This window comes from Photobacterium sp. WH24, assembly GCF_019204055.1.
Taxonomy (GTDB): Bacteria; Pseudomonadota; Gammaproteobacteria; order Enterobacterales; family Vibrionaceae; genus Photobacterium; species Photobacterium arenosum.
Genome location: NZ_JAGSOZ010000006.1, coordinates 33,856 through 55,217 on the forward strand (window position 1 = coordinate 33,856; position 21,362 = coordinate 55,217).

A 21,362-nucleotide genomic window follows, 5' to 3' on the forward strand; every position below is an offset into this window, starting at 1 on the left:
AACATCAGGGTTCTATCACCTGACGCAGGATATCATTCGGTACATCAGAAACGACCTCAGCACGACCAATTCCAGTCGGTAATACCAGCCTGAGCTTACCTGACAACACTTTCTTATCCCGCATCATGTGCTTGATATAATGGTCAAAGTTCATAGTTTCCGGTGCAACGACCGGCAGGTCAGCTTGCACCAGCAATGAACGGATTTTTTCCGCTTCTGCTGATGTCATCAAACCTAACAGACAAGCCGTTTGTGCTGCTTGTACCGTACCGGCAGCAACAGCTTCACCGTGAAGCCAATTACCATACCCCATCTCAGCTTCAATCGCATGACCAAAAGTGTGACCTAGATTCAGCAGCGCGCGCACACCTGACTCTTTCTCGTCAGCAGCAACCACATCCGCTTTGATCTGGCAGCATCGGGCAATCGCCTGACTCAATGCTTTGGCATCCAGCGCACGCAATTGATCCAGATGTTGTTCCAGCCATTGGAAGAAATCCTGATCAACGATAATGCCGTATTTGATCACTTCCGCCATACCGGCAGCAAACTCGCGGGCAGGCAGGCTTTTCAGACAGTCAGTGTCAATGATCACCGCCTGAGGCTGATAAAATGCCCCGACCATGTTTTTACCCAAAGGGTGATTGACGGCCGTTTTACCGCCGACCGATGAGTCCACCTGCGCCAGCAGGGTGGTCGGAACCTGAATAAAATCCACCCCACGCTGGAAACAGGCAGCGGCAAAGCCCACGACATCGCCAATCACGCCACCGCCCAGTGCTACCAGCACCACGTCGCGGCCGTAACTGCCTTCCAGCAGAAATGTCATGATTTGATTAAAAGTATCGAGGGTTTTGTACTGCTCGCCGTCAGGGAGGTTGAGCAGGGCCACGTCCTTTGCCAGTGGACTGAGCGTGGCCTGCAGTGTGTCGGCATAAAGAGGGGCGACAGTGTCATTACTGACGATAACAACCCGTCGACCAGTCACAGAGGTGAAATAGTCCGGATCAGACAGTAATCCGGTGCCAATTGAAATATCGTAACTTCTCTCACCCAGACTGACTGTAATCCGCTCCATGACTCGTTGTTTCTCCGTCGTTAACGCTCTTCCAGCATTTTGATAATTTGATTAGCAACGACCTTAGCACTCTGGTCGTCGGTACGTACTGTGTAATCCGCTACTTCTTCATACAATGGATTACGCTCTTCTGCAAGCGCTTCAAGCACTTCACGAGGTTTGTCGGTTTGCAGCAGAGGGCGCTTCTTGTCACGCTGAGTACGTGCCAGCTGTTTCTCAATGGTGGTTTCCAGATACACCACGATACCACGAGCTGACAGACGGTTTCGGCTCTCTTTGCTTTTCACCGAGCCTCCCCCGGTCGCCAGGACTATGCCTTGCTCCTGGGTAAGATCGTCGATGACCGCTTCTTCACGGGCACGGAAGCCTTCCTCGCCTTCTACGTCGAAGACCCAGCTGATGTCGGCGCCGGTACGCTCTTCGATCACAGTATCTGAGTCAAGAAACTCCATATGTAACTGCTGTGCAAGGTGTCTGCCAATGGTGCTCTTACCGGCCCCCATTGGTCCTACCAAGAAAATATTTCGTTTTTCAGCCATGTTTAGCAAATATACGCGCGATTAAAAAATAGACAAAACCGCCCACAGGCTATTGATTTACAAGCCTGAGGCGCCAACTTCCTCACATTTCATTCGTGATAAGACCGAAAATTATCTCAGGACTCACTGCTGTTTGGCAATAGCCAGTCTCAGTCAAGCGTCTAATCTCAGCAAAATAAACACCCCCTGCGCCTGCGCCTGGCCTCACTATCGGAGGATTTTCGGGGTCACGAAAATTAATAATTCACGTCTGGTATCACGTTCAAGCTCTTGCCTGAACAGACTGCCCAGTAAGGGGATGTCCCCCAGCAAGGGAACTTTACGCACGGCCTGACTGAACTGGTGCTGGAAAATGCCGCCCAGGACTATGGTCTCGCCATTGTCCACCAGCACCTGGGTGCCAATCCGCTGGGTATCAATCGCCACCGCTTCTCCTGTGCCTGTCATCACCGTCTCGCCGGGCTTATTCTGTGTGACTTCAAGATCCAGCACCAGCTTGTCATCCGGGGTGATCTGCGGCGTCACCATCAGGCTCAGCACCGCTTTCTTGAAGGAAACAGACACCGCGCCACTTGACGAGGCTTCGAGATAGGGAATCTCTGTCCCCTGCTCAATATAGGCCATTTTTTTGTTCGTTGTGACCAGTCGGGGGCTGGAAATGATTTCTGCTTTCTCCTCAGCCTGCAGGGCCGACAATTCCAGATCCAGCAGTTGATCCCCCCACCTGGCCACCTGAAAGGCCATTCTGGCAGCGCCAGCCTGAGCGCCAAGGTTCACATTGAGATAATCACTGACATCCGGTTTAAGGTTATCAGCCCCCAGCGCCGCCAGGTTTCCTTCAATGGAACCCCCGAGCGTCACGCTGCCACTGGTATCTAACATCCCCCAACGTACGCCAAGATCCGTGATATCCTTCTCATTCATACTGACAATGCGCGCTTCTATCTGCACCTGCTTGACCGGTTTATCCAAGGCGTCAATGATAGCAAGCAGGGTCTCTATGCTGTCAGCCACTTCCTTGACAACCAGAGCGTTCGTTCTGTCATCCACATGCAAAGCACCATACTCGGTCAGCAACCCCGATTGGCCGGGTTTACCTGCCAGCATGTCCGCTAAATCCGTGGCTTTAGCGTAACGGATAAGAACCACTTCGGTTTTAAGTTCCCCGCCCTGCAAGGGTTGACGGATAGCCTGCGGCTCCTGAGCAGCCATTGCCGCTCTTGGCGCCACCACCATGATATTGCCGTGCCGCTGATAGGCCAGTCCTTTCATCTGCAACACAATATCCAGCGCCTGAGACCAGAGCACATCTTTGAGATTCAGGGTAATATTGCCCTGCACTTCATCGGAAACCACCAAGTTATGCTGCTGGTGTTCAGCCATCACCTGTAATAACTGGCGTACTGGGACATCCTGAAAATTAAGCGACAATCGCTTCCCATTCGCAGAAGATAGTCCCTCAGACCCTGCCATTGCCGAGGCAGTGCCAAGCACAGAGATCATGCAGTATGTCAGCATGAACAGTGCACAAAAAGTATGCATGTTTTTCTTTCCTGAATAATTCTGCTCAGACTGGAGTCAGGAGGGGTTTTCTGGCGCAATCAACCGCCCACCCCGCCGAGACAGATGAAGAATGTGATGAGTCACAACAGGGCAACCGGGCACACCGCGGGTCTGTAAAATTAATCCGGTTTGCCCGGCATCCACGCTGAGTACTCTGACTCTGGGCCCGATAACCTGATCTGGCCTGGCTTTGAACAGCCGCCCGTCCTCAGCACTCAGCAGCGCCGCCCATCCGTACTCATCCTTGACGCTGCCCTTCATCATCAGCCCCTTAACCAGCATGTCGCTTGCCGATGCTTGGCACGCTACAGGTTCGGCCTCAGTCGCCTCAAAGCGCTGAAACGGAGAACCAAGCGGACTGACGTTATATTCAGGCGCCTCTGCCAGACTGAACCCTGTGACGGGCACAGCCACTAACAGCAAAGCAAAGCTGCCCATGCGATAAAGAAAGAAACGGTAAAAAAAGGGGCGGAGGAATAAATGGCGGAGGAAAAAAGTGATCATTGGTGCATCTCCAGTCTCTGCTCATCAGTCAGAATCGTGTCTCCGGACGGCTCAGGTATCTGGTACAGGTGCGCACTTCCAGTGACCCGCAGCTCAGTTGATTGCCCGTCGACAGACTGCATTGTCAGCTCATTGACCACCAGCAGCCAGCGCATGGATGCCAGCCCGGCTAACAATGTCCCTGACGAGTCATAGTCGCCCCGCCATTCAAAGTGCAAAGGCTGCACACTGTACCACTGGTGATTTTCGCTTTTCCCCCAGCGGAGATGCTGCAAGGCTACGTCGGCATCCACACTGAGTATTTCAATTTCCGCCAGTACTTGCGGCCAGGCTGATTTATCTGGCAGCCGGGCAGATTGCTGCCGGTACAGGGCCATCATCTTATCTGTCCGCGCCGACCACTCAGGCAATAACTCCGCCTGTGTGCGTTGCCAGGCAAGCTGCGTCCTCAGTGACCGGGCTTGCTCTTGCAGCTCATACTCTTGCTGGATCACCGCTTTAATACTCCAATGCCAAAACACCAGACTTAGCATCCCCAGCAGCCCCAGACAGGCAACCAACTGATAACGCAGTGGCCAGCCGGGTATCGACTCCAGTGTCAGATCCCGCCAGTCAGTCATGAACATCCCCCAATAGCGGCGACATTAGAGTCATAGTGACGGAAAATCGCTGAAAGGCTCCGTCGCCGGCTGTGAGCGGCTCACCAGATCCCGCCGAGTTATCGCGTTGCACAGAATGCAGCTGGCTGCGACTCACCCATTCCTGGCGCTCGATCCGGGCCAGAAAGTCCGGCAACGCCGCCAGTTGCCGGGTCTGACCGGCCAGCACTATGGCATTACCTTTCAGTGTCAGCCTCTCCAGCCCGGCGGACAGCGGCAGGAGATCAGGCAAATGATTAAGCAGGTGAATCAAGGGAAAACGCGCATGATGCCAGCGACTAACCGCCGCCAAGCGAGACTGGTACATCTGATGCTGACGCTGATAATCAGCCAGTTTGGCAAGATCGGGCGCCAGCGCGAGTATTTGCTGCTGAATGCGATCGTTACTGCTTGTCTGGCGCGCCGTCCGTTCCCCGTAATAAAATCGCAAACTCCCCATGCTCAATACCGCCAGCACCACTGTCGCCGCCAGGCAGTACCAAAACCGGCGGGCATGCGCGATACGCTGCGCTTCACGCCAGGGCAAGAGATTGACCGGGATCAACATGTCAGCGCCCCTCTGACCGCCAAAGCCGCCGCTCTGGCCCAGACGGTATCCAGCGGCACAGCCACCGCCGTCGAGTTGTGTCGTAAAGGAAACACCTGCCCGGGGGTCAAAAAAGCAACTGGCAATCCGCACGCTTGCTGCCACATTGCCAATTCCTTGTCAGACAAAGATCGGCCCGTCAGCCACAGCCCGGTTAACGGCGACAGGGAATGATAATGTTGCAGTTGCCGGATCAGTTCCGGTGAGGGCGCATTACCAGACCGGCTCAGCAAAAAGGTACGATGCAGCGGCAGGTTGTGCGAGAAACCAGCGGCCAGATCCGCTTCCTCAGCTCCCAAACAAACCAGCGCAGGATTCGCTCCCATAGCCGTGATTGCCTGCCGATGACAATATTCCAGCAGCCACAAGAGTGCACGTGCCTGCAATTCCATGATCTCAGGTTCAAAACCCGCCTCACGCACACTCTGGGTTCTTGCTTCTACTAGGTGAGTTTTGGCCGCAAAGACCTGAAAGCGCAATCCGCTGTCCGCCGCCTCCTGCCCGGGAGTCGGGGATGGATAATAGTCCAGGCTCAGTGCCTCCGGCTCCATCGACAAGGTATCCGCCAGTATCTTTGCCAGTTCGCTTCCGATATCCTGTCCCCAGCGTTGTTCGAGCGTAAGTTCCCGCTGCACCACCTCACTGTCCGGCAGTGACAGCACAGTGCGAACAGAACGCTTTGGAAGCAGAGTCCGTATTTTACGCAAGGCTGACAACAAGATAGGTCCGGAAAGGCTATTGTGATGGAACCCGCCACCGGGGGACGTCCCGGCAAGTTCTGCAGGAGACAAAACGACTTCAGCGTAATGCAATAACGCAAGCCGCCCTTTATTTTGCTTAAGCACGACCGCCTTTACACTATGGTGGCCGATATCTATCCCGGTCCAGACTGGCTTGTGCAACATGGCGTGGTATGCTCCCCTGGTAAAGACAAGGCAAAATTATTCGAATAAACACCTCTGACGGCGTTAAATTTATTTGAGTTATCTTTATACTACTGACTGAAATAGCGCGGATGGCCTAACGAAGGTGTAACGGGAATTCTCAAGTGAAGTTCATAAAGCGATTATTTATTTTTGCAATCATTTGCATCATTCTTGGAGTCAGCACGATTTTTGGTTTCTACCTTTATCTGAAACCGAATCTCCCTGATGTCGCAACGCTTAAAAACGTTGAGTTACAAACACCTATGCAGGTCTACAGTGCTGACGGCGAACTGATTTCCCAGTTTGGTGAAAAACGCCGCATCCCGCTGACTCTGGATCAAATACCTCAGCAGATGATCAACGCGGTGATCGCAACCGAAGACAGCCGCTATTATGACCACCCCGGCATTGACCCTATCGGCATCGCCCGTGCGGCCTTTGTGGTGGCGACCTCAGGATCGGCCAAGCAAGGCGCCAGTACCATTACCCAGCAGCTTGCGCGTAACTTTTTCCTCAGCAATGAGAAAAAAATCATGCGTAAAATCAAAGAGATCTTCATCGCCGTTCACATTGAACAGCTGCTGAGCAAAGATGAAATCCTGGAACTGTACCTGAACAAAATTTACCTGGGTTACCGGGCGTACGGTATTGGTGCAGCGGCACAGGTCTATTTTGGTAAAGATGTCAGCCAGCTGACGCTGAGCGAAATCGCCATCATTGGCGGCCTGCCGAAAGCGCCTTCCACCATGAACCCTATCTACTCGCTGGATCGGGCAACCACACGCCGCAATGTGGTATTGAGCCGTATGCTGGATGAAGGCTACATCACCCGGACCGAATTCGAACAGGCCAAAGCAGAGCCAATCGTAGCCCGTTATCACGGTGCGGAAATTGCGCTGAATGCCCCTTACTTTGCCGAGCGCGCCAGAGCCTGGATGCTGGATCGTTACGGCGAAGATGCCTATACCTCCGGTATGAAAGTCTTCACCACTGTCAACCCCAAACTGCAGCGGGCGGCGCAACATGCCGCCATACAAAACCTGATGGATTATGACCAGCGCCATGGCTTCCGTGGTGCGGTAGCCACCCTGTGGATGCCGGAACAGGCGGTGTGGGATGAGCAGATGGTTCTAGATCATCTGGCCAAACAGCCAAGCTACGGTGAACTGGAACCTGCCGTGGTAGTTAAGGTCGGCCAGAAAAACGCGGAGGTCATCCTGCGTAGCGGCCAGCATCAGAATCTGGATTGGGACGGCATGAAATGGGCGCGTCGCTTCATTACCGACTCCAGCCAGAGCCCGGCACCGAAAACAGCCACTGAGATCCTGGCACCCGGCCAGCAAATCTGGGTGCAGCACAAAGGCGAGAGCTGGGTGCTGAGCCAAGTGCCCGATGCCAACACTGCCTTTGTCGCCATTTCGCCATACAATGGTGCCGTACAGGCTATGGTGGGCGGGTTTAACTTCGTACACAGCAAATTTAACCGCGCCACCCAGTCTATCCGCCAGGTAGGTTCGAGCATCAAGCCGTTCATCTATTCAGCCGGCCTCAACTCTGGCATGACACTGGCAACCCTGATCAACGATGCACCGGTGAACAGCTGGGATAAAAGCATGGGCACCGCCTGGCGTCCGAAAAATTCACCGCCGACATACAATGGCCCTACCCGCCTGCGTATCGGTCTGGCGCAGTCGAAAAACGTCATGGCGGTCCGCGTCCTGCAGGATGTCGGGCTGGATGACACCATAAGCTACCTGACCCGCTTTGGTTTCAAGCGTAAAGATATCCCCCGGGCAGAAGCCATTGCTCTGGGTGCCGGCAGCCTGACTCCGCTGGAAATGGTGCAGGGTTTCTCTGTGTTTGCCAATGGCGGCTATTTTGTTGAGCCTTATTTCATCGAACGGGTAGAAGATGCCTACGGCAACCTGGTGTATCAGGCCCATCCGAATGTTGTCTGTAATGATGATTGCCAGCGAAAAGAACAGCTGGCCGGTAACCATGTGGTGGCCAGCCGCGCTGTGATGCATGACATCGCCATCAGTGAAGAAGAGCTGGGCCCGACGGGCAGTGCCACTGAAGCCGACCAGCAACCGATTCGTATCGCGCCACAAGTTGTCACCGAGCAGAACGCTTTTCTGGTCCGTGAAATGCTGGAAAGCAATATCTGGGGTGGCGGTGACTGGCGCCACGGCAGCGGCTGGAACGGCACAGGCTGGCGGGGTCAGGTACTGAAACGCCGTGATATCGGGGGGAAAACCGGCACCACCAACGATTCCAAAGATGCCTGGTATACAGGGTTCGGGCCGGGTATCGTTGCCACCGCCTGGGTCGGCTTTGATAATCACAGCCGCGAGCTGGGCCGCACCAGCACTAACCCTAACATTACTGATGATCAAACGGCCGGTGCAGAAGCCGGCGCCAAAACGGCGCAACCCGCCTGGATTGGCTTCATGGAGCAGGCGCTGCAGGATGTGCCGGAACAACGCAAGCAGTTACCGCCCAACATTGTTCAGGTGCGTATCGACCGTGACACGGGCAAGCTGACCAAGAAAAATGACTTTACCTCTATGTTCGAGTACTTCATTCAGGGAAGTGAACCGAAAGATTATGTCGGTGAAGGGGGCAGCGACGGCGGCCTTTTTGAATCCGACAGCTCGGACGAACTGTTCTGACCCACTGTGCTGAACACGGATTCTGAATAAGGAAAAACAAGCGCGCCCCTGGGCGCGCTTGTTTTATCTCAGCTGTCCAGGTGCAGACTAATACTGCGCCTGATCTGCTCTGCCAGCTGCTCATAGCGCCCTTTAAGCGGCGAGCCGGGACGGTAGGCCAGTGTAATCAAACGGCTCGGTTCAGGATCGCAGGCTTTCAGATAGCACACGCCATCCCGCTTGGCCGTGTGAGGCGTTGCCAGCTTAGGCAGCAAGGTAATACCACTGCCGGCCGCCACCATATTGCGCAGGGTTTCCAGGCTGGTCGCCTTGAAACTGCCGTCTTCCTTCGCACCGGCAGCAAAGCAAAACCCCATCGCCTGATCGCGCAGGCAGTGCCCATCCCCCAGCATCAGCAGAGTATGGCCATTCAGCTCCTGCATTGGCAGCTCACTTTTATCGGCCCAGGGATGCCCCTCTGGCACCGCCAACACCATAGGTTCATGGTAAAGAGACAGCTCTTTGAAATGCTCACTTTCTTTTACAGCAGCCAGAATGATGCAGTCCAGTTTACCTTCTTCTAGTTGCTGCACCAGCACCTGAGTCTGCGCTTCATGCAGATACAGCTCTAACTGGGGAAAAGCCGCTTTAAGTGCTGGAATAATCAGGGGTAATAAATAAGGGCCGACCGTGGGAATAAAGCCGACATGCAGCGGGCCGGCCATACTTTCCCCCTGCTGACTGGCCATCTCTGCCAGTACCTTGACCTCGTGCAGCACCTTTCTCGCCTGAGTCACCAGACTGAGCCCGACATCCGTAAACAGCACCTTGCGGCTGGTCCGCTCCAGCAAAGACACCCCTAACTCGGTTTCCAGCTTACGGATCTGGCCGCTCAGGGTCGGTTGACTGACAAAGCACGCCTCTGCCGCTTTACGAAAATGACGGTGCTCAGACAGAGCCACCAGATATTCGAGGTCTCGGATATTCATCAATCGGTTCCCATTTCATTTAATAGAAATTAACGATTAATAAGATAACAGCAAACGATTAGAGCTATCAATCCAAATTTCGCATACTAGCTCCATCAACAGGAACAAGACAAAAACGTTCCACAAAATATTGAAATTAAAACATCTATCAGGAGAACAACATGTTTACATCAAAAGAAGGTCACGCAATTCCACAGGTTACTTTCCGTACCCGCCAGGGCGATCAGTGGGTTGACGTCACAACCGATGAGCTGTTCAGCAACAAAACCGTTGTCGTGTTCAGCCTGCCGGGAGCGTTCACGCCGACCTGTTCGTCAAGCCACCTGCCGCGTTACAACGAGCTGGCTTCCGTCTTTGCTGCACACGGCGTGGATGACATCCTGTGTGTCTCAGTCAACGATACCTTTGTGATGAATGCCTGGAAAACCGATCAGGATGCAGACAACATTACTTTCATCCCGGACGGCAACGGAGAATTCACGCAAGGCATGGGGATGCTGGTGAAGAAAAACGATCTGGGCTTCGGTGACCGTTCATGGCGCTACAGCATGCTGGTGAAAAACGGCGTTGTCACAAAAATGTTTATCGAGAACGACGAGCCGGGCGACCCGTTCAATGTTTCTGACGCTGATACTATGCTGAACTACATCGCCCCTGATCATAAACTGCAGGAGTCGGTCACCGTTTTCACTAAACCTGGCTGTCCTTTCTGTGCCAAGGCGAAACAAAACCTGATCGACAAGGGTCTTCAGTTTGAAGAGGTGATTCTGGGTAAAGATGCCACCACGGTAAGCCTGCGCGCTGTCTCTGGTCGTAGCACTGTGCCTCAGGTCTTTATTGGTGGCAAGCACATCGGTGGCAGCGAAGAGCTGGAAGCCTACCTGGGCTAATCCATGCCCCAAGGCAGGGCTAAGCGCCCTGCCGGTATTGCACACCCTTGAACTGAATGTCGTTGGAGAGAAAAGATGAAAACCTTAACCGTGGATGTGGCCATCATTGGTGGTGGAACGGCTGGTCTGGGCGCTTACCGCGCAGCCAAAGCGCACACAGACAGCGTGGTCATGATAGAAGGTGGCCCATACGGCACCACTTGTGCCCGTGTGGGTTGCATGCCCTCAAAGTTGCTGATTGCGGCGGCCGAAAGCGTCCACAACATTGAAAAAGCCCCCGCCTTTGGTGTTCATCCACAAGGCGAGATTCAGATCAACGGCAGCGAAGTCATGGACCGTGTCAAACGTGAGCGTGACCGCTTCGTCGGCTTCGTGCTGGAGAGCGTCGATGAGATTGCTGCAGAAGACAAAATCAGCGGCTACGCCCGATTTATCGATGACACAACGCTTGAGGTCGACGGCCACACCCGCATTGAAGCCCAGCGGATTGTGATTGCCACCGGCTCCCGACCTGCCTATCCGGGCGCATGGCATGAGCTGGGTGATCGCCTGGTGATTAACGATGATGTCTTTAACTGGGACGATTTGCCGGCTTCGGTTGCCGTGTTCGGTCCGGGTGTGATCGGACTGGAGCTGGGTCAGGCGCTGCATCGCCTCGGGGTTGAGGTCAAGATCTTCGGTCTCGGCGGCCAGGTTGGCCCGCTGACAGACGATGAGGTCATGTCATATGCCAATACCGCCTTCAATGACGAGCTGTACCTGGATGCCGATGTCAAAGTCGAAAGCATGAAACGTGTTGGCGACAGGGTTGAGATTCAATTCCTCAGCAAATCGGGCGAGCTGGAAACTCAGATGTTTGACTATGTGCTGGCCGCAACTGGCCGTCGCCCGAACACCGACAAACTGGCGCTTGACAACACCAGTGTGGAACTGGATGAGCGCGGCGTACCGATCGCCGATCATTTCACCCTGCAAACCTCAGTGGCGTCGATTTTCATTGCCGGTGATGCCAGCAACCAGCTGCCTCTGCTGCACGAAGCAGCCGATCAGGGTCGGATCGCCGGTGACAACGCCGGCCGCTTCCCGGATATTCGCGCCGGACTGCGTCGCTCGAAAATTTCCGTGGTGTTCACCGAGCCGCAAATTGCCATGGTGGGGGAAAGTCGCCGCGAGATTACCGAGCGGCTCGGTAACTGTGGCTGCTTTGAGGTAGGTACTGTCTCGTTCGAGAATCAAGGCCGTTCGCGGGTGATGCTGCGTAACAAAGGCATACTGAACCTTTACGGCGAACATGGCACAGGCCGTTTTCTGGGGGCAGAGATGATAGGGCCAAATGCTGAGCATTTGGCGCACTTACTGGCCTGGGCACACCAGAGCAAAATGACAGTGGCACAAATGCTGGATATGCCCTTCTACCATCCGGTGATCGAGGAAGGTGTCCGTACCGCACTGCGTGATCTCAACGCCAAACTGCATCTGGGACCTGAAATGATCAAACACTGCATGGACTGCGGCCCCGGCTGTTAATGCAACCCCAATAACATTGACGGGAAACAATCACCACCGCCATAGTCGGTAGTTTAGGGGTGACAAAAAAGCGCCGGATAACCGGCGCTTTGTTATTCACTCACAGTTGCAGTGTGCTTATCAGGCGACGTTGACGCTCGGAATCACATGCTGCTGATCCAATCTGACTTCCAGTGCCACCTCGTCACAGGCATGCTGACGCGGACACATATCGCAGTCTTTCATGACTTTCTCTGGCAGCAGCGATTTTGAGGTCGGAATAAACTCCTGCTTCATGAAAAATTCAGGCACACGCGTCAGCACAAACACCCGCTTGATGGCCATCTGGCTGGCTTTTTCCAGCAAATGCTGTATCAGTGCCTTGCCCTGCCCCTGATGCTGCCAACCGGCCTCAATACCCAGCGAGCGGATTTCCGCCAGACCTGAGTCATAGACATAAAGCGATGCACAGCCTGTGACCACGCCCTGAGTTTCTGCCACCGCAAATGAGCCGATATCACGTACCAGTTCGTTCCGCGGACGAGGCAGGTTCTCACCCAGTCCGGCCCAGTACGCCACCATACCTTCAATGGCGTCCAGATCGGTAAGGCGTGCACCACGCACTTTCACACCCGGTGCATGGCGTTTCGACAGCCGTTTTTCCGTCTGCGAAATGGCGTGATCGACCTGATTGGGCGCCACGCCGCCCAGGGCACAGCGTTTCTCCAGACAGGATTCAATCGTCAGGATCGGATACACATCCTCAGCAATCACAGGCGAGAAGGCTTGCATCTCCTCCAGCGACAATTCTTCCAGTGCACAGCCTTTCTCGATAGCCGCCACCACAGCCACGCCAACGATATGGTGTGCTTCGCGGAACGGAATGCCTTTGGCCACCAGGTAATCGGCCAGTTCAGTAGCATTCGAATAGCCCTGCATTGCCGCTTCTAAGGTGCGGTCTTTGTTGACCTTGATACCGTCAAAACACAACGCAGCCATTTCCATGCATTCGTGCCAGGTGTCAAGTGCGTCGAACAAGCCTTCTTTGTCTTCCTGCATGTCTTTGTTGTACGCCAACGGCAGCGCTTTGACCGTCATCATCATGCCCGCCAGTGAACCGTAGACCCGGCCGCACTTGCCGCGGATCAGCTCCAGCGCATCCGGATTCTTTTTCTGCGGCATCAGCGATGAGCCTGAGGTCACCGTATCGGCCAGCTCAATAAAGTTGGACTCGCCCGAGTTATAGAAAATCATGTCTTCCGCCAAACGGGACAAATGCAGCATAGAAATCGACGCCGTCGACAGCAGCTCCATCACATGATCACGGTCAGACACAGAATCCAGGCTGTTGCGGGTGGCGCGGTGGAAACCCAGACTGTGAGCCAGGGCTTCCCTGTCAATCGGGTAAGCCGTACCGGCCAGTGCACCGGATCCTAACGGACAGGTATCTAACCGGTGCAGCGCATCACTCAGACGTGAATGGTCACGCTCGAACATTTCCACATAAGCCAGACACCAGTGGGCAAACGTTACCGGCTGGGCACGCTGCAGGTGGGTGTATCCCGGCAGCACAGTAGCCTGATGCTCACGGGCCACCGTAGTCAGCTGGCTTTGCAGGTGATCCAGCATCATAAGTAACTGGTGTCCCTGCTGACGACACCACAGCTTGAGATCGGTCGCCACCTGATCGTTACGTGAACGGCCGGTGTGCAGCTTTTTGCCCAAATCCCCCACTCGGTGGATAAGCTGCTGCTCAACCCAGCTGTGGATGTCTTCGGCGTCAGACTGGAGGATCTGTTGCGGATCCTCCATCACAGCCAGCTTCAGCTCATTGAGTGCCAGCTCCAGCTTCTGCTGCTCCTCTTCGGTCAGTACCCCGACCTGACGCAGTGCTTTTGACCAGGCCACCGAGCCAACGATGTCTTGCTCCGCCAGGCGGTAATCAAAACGCAGGGAATCGTTGAACTGCTTGAACCGAGTATCTGCTGCCTGACTAAAACGTCCGCCCCATAGTGCCATGGTACTTCTCCTTTGCTGTACGACCGACTTGCTCACATGTCTTATTAGTAATGCGCTTTACGCTAGTTAGATTATTTTTTCTGTTCGTTCAGGGCACGGATACGGCTTGCCAGCGAGTACAGGCGGATAAAACCACCCGCATGGCTGTGGTCGTACACTTCGTCTTCTCCGAAGGTAGCGAACTCTTCCGAGTACAGGCTGTTCGGCGAACGTTTCTGAACAGCAGTCACCTGACCTTTGTACAGTTTCAGCACCACTTCGCCATTGACGTCCTGCGCCAGCTCATCCGCGGCAGCCAGCAGCGAACGGCACAGAGGCGTGAACCAACGGCCATCGTAAATCAGGTGCGAGGCTTTCAGGCCGATACTTTCACGAAATTCAAACGACTCTTTGTCCAGTACCAGCTGTTCGACGGCACGCAGGGCTTCCATCATGATGGTGCCTCCCGGCGTCTCATAACAGCCACGGGATTTGATACCGACCAGACGGTTCTCGACGATATCGATACGACCGACACCGTGCTCGGCACCTTTCTTGTTCAGGTACACCAGAGCTTCATACGGCGACATGGCTTTGCCGTCTACCGCCACAATTTCGCCTTTTTCGATCAGTACAGACACTTCTTCCGGGGTATTCGGCGCATCTTCCGGATCTTTGGTCCACACCCAGCACAGCTCATTAGACTGGTTCCAGGTGTTTTCCAGTACGCCGCCTTCGGTTGAAATGTGCCAGGCATTCGCGTCACGGGAATAGATTTTTTCCAGCGTTGCCGTGGTTGGAATCTTACGCTCGGCCAGATAATCCAGCAGGGCTTCACGGCTGCGCAGATCCCATTCACGCCACGGGGCAATCACAGTCAGTTGTGGTGCCAGGGCCGCATAGGCACTTTCAAAACGCACCTGATCGTTGCCTTTACCGGTGCAACCGTGACACAGGGCATCCGCCCCCACTTCCAGCGCACATTCAACCTGTGCTTTGGCGATAATCGGACGCGCCATTGAGGTACCCAGCAGGTATTTACCTTCATAGACAGCACCGGTTTTCAGGCTTGGATAGATATAGTCTTTGACCATCTCTTCTTTCAGATCGGCGATATAACAAGCCGATGCACCTGACGCCAGGGCTTTCTCTTCAATGCCGACCAGTTCCTCTTCTCCCTGGCCCACATCGGCCACGAAGGCGATCACTTCACAGTCATAGTTCTCTTTCAGCCATGGAATGATGGCCGAAGTGTCCAGACCGCCGGAATAAGCCAATACTACTTTGTTCACCTTGCTCATTGTTACTCTCCTTTGTTGCCTGCTCGACGGTCTACCCGTTCAGGCGATATCAGTCTTTACTGTTTGAAACATCAAACAAAATAAGGGTAATTTTTATATCCAAACGCCGGGTTACCGCCAGCGTTTGTACTCAATTCTGCTGGTTCAGAGCACAAATCGGGTGCCGATTTGTTCACCGTCAAACAGATTCACCAATTGTTCCGGGTAGCGCCAGCCAGCAATTTCCACTGCACGTCCCAGCCCTTTGGCTGCCTCAAATGCCGCTTTGACTTTGACAATCATGCCGTCGGTAATCACGGCCTGCTGGATCAGCGCATCTGCCTGAGGCTCGCTCAACGAGGCAATCAGATGCCCTTTGCCATCCAGCACGCCACTGACATCCGACAGCAGCACCAGCTCGGCATCCAGCGCCGCGGCCACCGCCACCGCCGCCTGATCGGCATTGACATTCATCAGCTCACCGTCAGCCGTCAGGCCAATCGAGCTGACAATCGGCAGATAACCTGCCGCTATGATGCCGGACACTAAGTGGCTGTTTCCCGGTGCGGCTTTGCCGACTGCACCCAGCTCAGGGTCCAGCTCAGTGACCTGACACAGACCACCGTCTGCCAGGCTTAATCCCACCGCTTTCACGCCGGATTTGATGGCCTGGCCCTGCAGCATTTTATTGGCCGTGCCCGCCAATGCGCCGGCAATCACGCCAATTTGGTCAGCAGGAGTTACACGTAGCCCCTGCTTTTTAACCGTCGGAAGATTCAGTTTTTTCATCAGGTCATCGACCAGATAGCCGCCGCCATGGACCAGCACCAAAGGCCGGTTGGCCTTGGCCTGATAGGCATTGATGGCACCAAATACTTTTTCCAGCGTGTCGGTGCACGACAGCACTGCTCCACCCAATTTGATTACTAACGGCGACTGTTCCATCCCGGTTCTCCTCTAACAGCCAGACTTAACCAGCCAGCGCAGTCAATGGCGCAAAACCATTACGAATATTTATGCATTGCATCGCCTGAGACGATGCGCCTTTTAATAAGTTGTCGATAGCCGACGTGAGAATCACATGCTGCCCCTGCACTTTCCAGCCAATATCACAAAAGCAAGTATTAACGACATCCTGCAAACGTGCTGCGTTGTTGCCCAGCAGACGCACCGCCTGATTACCCGGCTGGTTATAGGCCGCTTCCATCGCTTCGGTCACCGCTTCCGGGGTCACCCCTGGTGCCAGTTTGGCAGTAATAGTGGCCAGAATGCCCCGCTTGAAATTGCCTAGATGCGGGGTAAAGATGACATCAGTGCCCAGGTGCGCGGCAATTTCCGGCTGATGACGGTGAGTAAAGACACCGTATGCCATCAGGCTGACTTCGCAAAAACTGTTGGTCATGCTGGCTTTACGGCCAGCACCTGACACACCGCTGACCGCATTGATCACAGGCCATTGCTGGGTATCGAGCAGTCCCGCTGCCAGCAGCGGTTTCAGGGCCAGTTGCGACGCGGTCGGATAACAGCCGGGCACGGCCACCAGCTGGGCTGTGGCTATCGATTCAGCATTCCACTCCGCCAGACCGTACACAGCCGCATCCAGCCAGTTCGCGTGCTGATGCGCAAAGCCGTAATACTGAGTATAAAATTCATCGCCCTTCACCCGAAAAGCACCGGACAGGTCAAATACCTGACAACCAGCCGCCAGGAAAACAGGGGCCAGGTCATGGCTGACTTCATGCGCCGTTGCCAACAGCACAATATCGGAAGCCTGTGCCACCGCGGCCACATCCGTCAAAGGTTGCAGTGGCAGGTCAATCTGCCCGCGCAACTGGCCATGCAGCTCACTGATCGCCTTATTAGCGTCCAGACTGTTTTCAGACACATAAAGTCCGGCCAATTGCAGATGGGGGTGTTTATGGACCATAGCGGCCAGCTCTGCGCCGGTATAACCGCTGGCACCGATGATAGATGTGTTCAACATATTGGATCCCGTTGTCATCGTTGTGAAATTCACTATCAAGAAAATATGATTACTGTGATTAGCGTGTGGCGCCGGCAGGCGCAATAGAAAGGTGCCAGAGGCACCAGGCGATAGAGACTTAGCGTCGTCGGAAGGAATACTGCTTGTAATTCATCGCCTGGTTCATACTACTACTGATGGCCTCTGGTCATTCGGATAAAAGGGTTGTGAAACGTGATTCTCTGGCGAGAAAGGTTCGAGCGAACCCTACAACAGCAGAAAATATTTTTATTCACTTATTATGAATTTTTATATTTACCTTTTCCTGCCTTTTGTGTCAAGTGAAGCAGAAGAAAAAATGCCTTTGCTGGCGCAACACCAGTGTTAAAGCGCACGCTAGAGCTGTAAAGATAAAGAAAGTAAATTACAGGAATGAGACACGTAACGCCCTTATGCAGGATAAACTGGTGGGATTTTGGTCTAAAAAGGGTGCACTTATTGACCTTTCGCCCCAATGAAGGCTAGATTGTTGGCTACGCCTTGGCGATTGGATGTAACAAAATTACGATATGGATGCGATATGAACGAAAAGTACAGTGCGTTAAAAAGCAATGTCAGTATGCTTGGTCACTTGCTGGGTAATACAATCAAGGACGCCCATGGCAGCGAACTGCTGGAGAAAGTAGAAACCATTCGGAAACTGTCTAAGTCGGCCTGCGCCGGCAACAGCGATGACCGGGAAAAACTGATCACAGAGTTGCAGAACCTGCCGGACGATCAGTTGCTGCCTGTGACTCACGCGTTCAGTCAGTTCCTCAACCTGACCAACATCGCCGAGCAGTATCATACGATTTCTCGCCATTGCGAGGAGCTGGTGTGTAATCCGGATGAAATGGACTCGCTGTTCGCCAAGCTTAAAGATGAAAAGATCGGCGAGCTCGACTCCTTGCAAGCGGTCCGCGATTTGAATATCGAACTGGTGCTGACAGCCCACCCGACCGAAATTGCGCGTCGCACCATGATTCACAAGCTGGTGCAAATCAACAAATGCCTGTCCAAACTCGAGCTGAGCGAACTGTCCCACAGTGAGCGCCAGAAAGCCGAGCGCCGCCTGGAGCAACTGATCGCTCAGGCCTGGCATTCCGATGTGATCCGTAAACAACGTCCCAGCCCGCTTGACGAAGCCAAGTGGGGATTTGCCGTGGTTGAAAATTCACTGTGGCAGGCAGTACCGGAGTTTCTGCGTCAGTTTGATGAGAAACTGCACCAGCACCTTGGCGAAAGCCTGCCGCTGGACGCGGCACCGGTCAAGTTCTCGTCCTGGATGGGCGGCGACCGTGACGGTAACCCGTTTGTGACAGCCGAAATTACCCGCGAAGTCTTACTGCTGTCGCGCTGGAAAGCCGCCGACCTGTATCTCAATGATGTCCAGGAGCTGGTCAGCGAGCTCTCTATGGTCGAGTGCAACAGCGAAGTGCGCGAACTGGCCAATGGTGCCCACGAACCTTATCGTGAGATCATCAAAGGCCTGCGGACTTTACTGACCCAGACCCGCGATGTGCTGGATGCTCAGATCAAAGGCAGCGACAGCGTGCCGAAAGTGGCCATCCTGGAAGACATAGATCAGCTGTGGCAACCGCTGCACGCCTGTTACCGCTCACTGCATGAGTGTGGCATGTCTATCATTGCCGATGGGTTACTGCTTGATACCCTGCGCCGTATTCAATGCTTCGGCGTCCACCTGGTGCGCCTGGATATCCGTCAGGAAAGCACACGCCATTCGAATGTCATTTCTGAACTGACCCGCTATCTGGGGCTGGGCGACTACGATCAGTGGAGCGAGCAGGACAAAGTGGCCTTCCTGGTTCGTGAGCTGGCGTCAAATCGTCCCCTGCTGCCACGTAGCTGGCAGCCATCGGAAGCGGTACAGGAAGTGCTGGATACCTGCCGTGTCGTGGCTGAACAGCCGCGCCAGGCACTGGGGGCCTATGTAATTTCCATGGCCCGTACCGCCTCGGATGTACTGGCGGTCCATTTGCTGCTGAAAGAATCCGGCTGCACCTTCCGTCTGGATGTCTGCCCGCTGTTTGAAACTCTGGATGACCTCAATAATGCGGAGTCTGTGATCACCCAGCTGATGAGCATCGACTGGTATCGTGGTTTCATCCAGAATCATCAAATGGTGATGATCGGCTATTCCGACTCAGCCAAAGATGCCGGTGTCACCGCGGCAGGCTGGGCGCAATACCGCGCGATGGAAGCCCTGGTCAATGTGTGTGACGAGGCCGGTGTTGAACTGACCCTGTTTCACGGTCGTGGCGGCAGTATTGGTCGTGGCGGCGCACCCGCGCACGCGGCCCTGCTGTCTCAGCCTCCACGCAGCCTCAAAGGTGGTCTGCGGGTGACCGAACAAGGCGAGATGATCCGCTTTAAACTGGGTCTGCCTGATGTGGCCGTCAACAGCCTGAACCTGTACGCCAGTGCCATTCTGGAAGCCAACCTGCTGCCGCCGCCGGCGCCTAAACAGCAGTGGCGTGATGTGATGGACGTGCTGTCAGATGTCTCCTGCGAAGCCTATCGCTCGGTGGTCCGCGGCCATGATTCCTTCGTGCCTTATTTCCGCGCCGCCACACCTGAAATGGAGCTGGGTAAACTGCCACTGGGTTCTCGCCCGTCCAAGCGGAATCCTCAGGGCGGCGTAGAAAGCTTACGCGCCATCCCGTGGATTTTCGCCTGGAGTCAGAACCGTCTGCTGCTGCCAGCCTGGCTGGGTGCCGGTAAAGCAATTCAGCATGTCATCGATCAGGGCCATTCTGAGCTGCTGGAAGAAATGTGCCGTGAATGGCCATTCTTCTCAACGCGACTAGGTATGCTGGAAATGGTATACAGCAAAACCAATATCCAGATTGCCGAATACTATGATCAGCGGCTGACCGATAAGAGTTTATGGCCGCTGGGACAGGAACTTCGCAATCAACTGCAACAGGATATCAAGGTGGTTCTCAACGTGGAGAACAGCGATCACCTGATGGAGCAGGATCCCTGGGGGGCAGAATCTATCCGGCTGCGCAATGTGTATGTTGAGCCACTCAACATGCTGCAGGCGGAGTTACTGCACCGTACCCGCCAGCTGGAGAGCGAATCGCCGATTCTGGAAGAAGCCCTGATGGTCACCATTGCCGGCATTTCCGCCGGTATGCGTAATACGGGTTAATACTTCACCTCTTCGCAACATCAAACAGGCCGCCGGCAGGTGGCCTGTTTTTTTGTCCATAATTTAGACAGCATAACTTTCTTCCTTTCAACTAAGGTCTATATGAGTGCTGTGAATCAATTTGATTGAAACTTTGTGCACTGCGCGCAGTCTACATAATTGGACGAGCGTCACAAGATAAGTAATTGCTCACTGTTCATCATGGAATATTTATGCTTCCAGTGGTTGCAGAGAATAAATTGATGATATCCTATGTGATCTCGACCGGGCACTGCAACAAGACGATTATAAAAACGCCTGAGAGCGGAAGGGTAACGTTATGCCTGGTCGGTTTATTTTTTTGTAGTATTTTAACGGATAGAAGAGATGTCACTACCACACGTCATATTGACCGTGCTGAGTTCGCGCGACGCGACCGGCTACGACATAACAAAAGAGTTTTCTCACAGTATCGGCTATTTCTGGAAAGCCAGTCATCAGCAGGTTTACCGTGAGCTAAACAAAATGGCCACCAACAATCAGGTTACCTGCAAACTGGAACCTCAGGAAGGCAAGCCGGATCGCAAGGTCTACTCTATCACTGATCTGGGCCGTCAGGCGCTGTTTGAGTGGTTCCAGGAGCCTGCCCGCAATCCGACCATTCGTGATGAATTCTCTGCCAAACTCCTGGTTTGCGGTGTACACAACTCACTGCCTATGCAGCGCCAGTTGGAAGCACTGATCGAGGAATCACACACCCTGATGAACCATTACCACGAGCTGGAAAAAGTCCATTTCGCCAATTACAAAGAAATGGATCGTCAGTCGCGCCTCGATCGCCTGACACTGCGTCGCGGTATCCATAACCGACAGGCTTGGATCGACTGGGCGGAAGAAGTCCTGGTAGAACTGCAAGATATCGACAGCGCCGACAGCAATGTCGCCATGGCCGCTGAGTAACCCTGCAGACCCTGATACACTGGCATCAGTGACCTATCGGCTCCTCAGCTACTCATCAGGGCCGATTCGTCATCTGC

At 54.1% G+C, this 21,362-nt stretch carries 17 protein-coding genes; 5 read left to right on the plus strand and 12 right to left on the minus strand.

Annotation, left to right across the window (positions count from 1 at the left end; translation table 11 throughout):
* Positions 1 to 4: 4 nt before the first annotated feature.
* The 7 genes from aroB to pilM all read right to left on the minus strand — a co-directional run bounded on the left by aroB (position 5) and on the right by pilM (position 5,834).
* Entirely contained in the window at positions 5 to 1,078 is a 1,074-nt protein-coding gene (gene aroB, locus KCG43_RS08975) for a 3-dehydroquinate synthase (protein WP_218384420.1), read from the minus strand.
* A 20-nt stretch (positions 1,079 to 1,098) separates the two neighbouring features.
* Positions 1,099 to 1,617 (minus strand): shikimate kinase AroK, encoded by a 519-nt coding sequence (gene aroK / locus KCG43_RS08980; protein ID WP_027250635.1) that lies wholly within the window; start codon positions 1,615 to 1,617, stop codon positions 1,099 to 1,101.
* Positions 1,618 to 1,824: 207 nt separating this feature from the next.
* A complete protein-coding gene (locus KCG43_RS08985; protein ID WP_218384422.1) occupies positions 1,825 to 3,159 on the minus strand; it encodes a type IV pilus secretin PilQ in 1,335 nt (444 codons plus the stop codon).
* Between the two features lie 36 nt (positions 3,160 to 3,195).
* Positions 3,196 to 3,684 (minus strand): hypothetical protein, encoded by a 489-nt coding sequence (locus tag KCG43_RS08990; RefSeq protein WP_218384424.1) that lies wholly within the window; start codon positions 3,682 to 3,684, stop codon positions 3,196 to 3,198.
* A complete protein-coding gene (locus KCG43_RS08995; protein WP_218384426.1) occupies positions 3,681 to 4,304 on the minus strand; it encodes a type 4a pilus biogenesis protein PilO in 624 nt (207 codons plus the stop codon). Before KCG43_RS08995 ends, KCG43_RS08990 begins: the two co-directional genes overlap by 4 nt.
* Entirely contained in the window at positions 4,297 to 4,890 is a 594-nt protein-coding gene (locus KCG43_RS09000) for a PilN domain-containing protein (RefSeq protein WP_218384429.1), read from the minus strand. The genes KCG43_RS08995 and KCG43_RS09000 overlap by 8 nt, the downstream gene beginning before the upstream one ends.
* Entirely contained in the window at positions 4,884 to 5,834 is a 951-nt protein-coding gene (gene pilM, locus KCG43_RS09005; protein WP_218384431.1) for a type IV pilus biogenesis protein PilM, read from the minus strand. Before pilM ends, KCG43_RS09000 begins: the two co-directional genes overlap by 7 nt.
* A gap of 143 nt (positions 5,835 to 5,977) precedes the next feature.
* On the opposite strand from pilM, the gene KCG43_RS09010 reads away from it, so the two are divergent.
* Positions 5,978 to 8,527 (plus strand): PBP1A family penicillin-binding protein, encoded by a 2,550-nt coding sequence (locus KCG43_RS09010; protein WP_218384433.1) that lies wholly within the window; start codon positions 5,978 to 5,980, stop codon positions 8,525 to 8,527.
* 68 nt (positions 8,528 to 8,595) lie between these two features.
* Here KCG43_RS09010 and oxyR read toward each other — a convergent pair whose 3' ends face one another.
* Complete coding sequence (oxyR, locus tag KCG43_RS09015) at positions 8,596 to 9,495, minus strand: DNA-binding transcriptional regulator OxyR (RefSeq protein ID WP_027250629.1); 900 nt, start codon at positions 9,493 to 9,495, stop codon at positions 8,596 to 8,598.
* Positions 9,496 to 9,656: 161 nt separating this feature from the next.
* On the opposite strand from oxyR, the gene KCG43_RS09020 reads away from it, so the two are divergent.
* A complete protein-coding gene (locus tag KCG43_RS09020; protein WP_192015944.1) occupies positions 9,657 to 10,385 on the plus strand; it encodes a glutathione peroxidase in 729 nt (242 codons plus the stop codon).
* A gap of 75 nt (positions 10,386 to 10,460) precedes the next feature.
* A complete protein-coding gene (locus tag KCG43_RS09025) occupies positions 10,461 to 11,912 on the plus strand; it encodes a dihydrolipoyl dehydrogenase (RefSeq protein WP_218384436.1) in 1,452 nt (483 codons plus the stop codon).
* A 120-nt stretch (positions 11,913 to 12,032) separates the two neighbouring features.
* On the opposite strand, the gene argH is transcribed toward KCG43_RS09025, so the two are convergent.
* The 4 genes from argH to argC all read right to left on the minus strand — a co-directional run bounded on the left by argH (position 12,033) and on the right by argC (position 17,153).
* Positions 12,033 to 13,910, minus strand: coding sequence for an argininosuccinate lyase (argH, locus tag KCG43_RS09030; protein ID WP_218384438.1), 1,878 nt, complete (start codon positions 13,908 to 13,910; stop codon positions 12,033 to 12,035).
* 71 nt (positions 13,911 to 13,981) lie between these two features.
* Positions 13,982 to 15,190: an argininosuccinate synthase gene (locus tag KCG43_RS09035; RefSeq protein WP_192015947.1), complete on the minus strand. Its 1,209-nt coding sequence runs from the start codon at positions 15,188 to 15,190 to the stop codon at positions 13,982 to 13,984.
* A 144-nt stretch (positions 15,191 to 15,334) separates the two neighbouring features.
* Positions 15,335 to 16,114: an acetylglutamate kinase gene (argB, locus tag KCG43_RS09040; protein ID WP_046220340.1), complete on the minus strand. Its 780-nt coding sequence runs from the start codon at positions 16,112 to 16,114 to the stop codon at positions 15,335 to 15,337.
* A gap of 25 nt (positions 16,115 to 16,139) precedes the next feature.
* On the minus strand, positions 16,140 to 17,153 hold the full coding sequence (gene argC, locus KCG43_RS09045) for an N-acetyl-gamma-glutamyl-phosphate reductase (RefSeq protein ID WP_192015948.1): 1,014 nt from the start codon (positions 17,151 to 17,153) through the stop codon (positions 16,140 to 16,142).
* Between the two features lie 559 nt (positions 17,154 to 17,712).
* Here argC and ppc point away from each other — a divergent pair.
* Positions 17,713 to 20,346: a phosphoenolpyruvate carboxylase gene (gene ppc / locus KCG43_RS09050; protein ID WP_218384440.1), complete on the plus strand. Its 2,634-nt coding sequence runs from the start codon at positions 17,713 to 17,715 to the stop codon at positions 20,344 to 20,346.
* Positions 20,347 to 20,712: 366 nt separating this feature from the next.
* On the plus strand, positions 20,713 to 21,285 hold the full coding sequence (locus tag KCG43_RS09055) for a PadR family transcriptional regulator (protein WP_120513767.1): 573 nt from the start codon (positions 20,713 to 20,715) through the stop codon (positions 21,283 to 21,285).
* The last annotated feature ends 77 nt before the right edge of the window (positions 21,286 to 21,362 follow it).

Bases quoted from the DNA above. Each gene is read 5' to 3' on its own strand.
- argB (WP_046220340.1), bottom strand. From the start codon at position 16,114: ATGGAACAGTCGCCGTTAGTAATCAAATTGGGTGGAGCAGTGCTGTCG.
- aroK (WP_027250635.1), bottom strand. From the start codon at position 1,617: ATGGCTGAAAAACGAAATATTTTCTTGGTAGGACCAATGGGGGCCGGT.
- KCG43_RS09025 (WP_218384436.1), top strand. From the start codon at position 10,461: ATGAAAACCTTAACCGTGGATGTGGCCATCATTGGTGGTGGAACGGCT.
- KCG43_RS08995 (WP_218384426.1), bottom strand. From the start codon at position 4,304: ATGACTGACTGGCGGGATCTGACACTGGAGTCGATACCCGGCTGGCCA.
- KCG43_RS09035 (WP_192015947.1), bottom strand. From the start codon at position 15,190: ATGAGCAAGGTGAACAAAGTAGTATTGGCTTATTCCGGCGGTCTGGAC.
- KCG43_RS09020 (WP_192015944.1), top strand. From the start codon at position 9,657: ATGTTTACATCAAAAGAAGGTCACGCAATTCCACAGGTTACTTTCCGT.
- oxyR (WP_027250629.1), bottom strand. From the start codon at position 9,495: ATGAATATCCGAGACCTCGAATATCTGGTGGCTCTGTCTGAGCACCGT.
- KCG43_RS09000 (WP_218384429.1), bottom strand. From the start codon at position 4,890: ATGTTGATCCCGGTCAATCTCTTGCCCTGGCGTGAAGCGCAGCGTATC.
- ppc (WP_218384440.1), top strand. From the start codon at position 17,713: ATGAACGAAAAGTACAGTGCGTTAAAAAGCAATGTCAGTATGCTTGGT.
- KCG43_RS09055 (WP_120513767.1), top strand. From the start codon at position 20,713: ATGTCACTACCACACGTCATATTGACCGTGCTGAGTTCGCGCGACGCG.
- pilM (WP_218384431.1), bottom strand. From the start codon at position 5,834: ATGTTGCACAAGCCAGTCTGGACCGGGATAGATATCGGCCACCATAGT.
- KCG43_RS08985 (WP_218384422.1), bottom strand. From the start codon at position 3,159: ATGCATACTTTTTGTGCACTGTTCATGCTGACATACTGCATGATCTCT.
- argH (WP_218384438.1), bottom strand. From the start codon at position 13,910: ATGGCACTATGGGGCGGACGTTTTAGTCAGGCAGCAGATACTCGGTTC.
- argC (WP_192015948.1), bottom strand. From the start codon at position 17,153: ATGTTGAACACATCTATCATCGGTGCCAGCGGTTATACCGGCGCAGAG.
- KCG43_RS08990 (WP_218384424.1), bottom strand. From the start codon at position 3,684: ATGATCACTTTTTTCCTCCGCCATTTATTCCTCCGCCCCTTTTTTTAC.
- aroB (WP_218384420.1), bottom strand. From the start codon at position 1,078: ATGGAGCGGATTACAGTCAGTCTGGGTGAGAGAAGTTACGATATTTCA.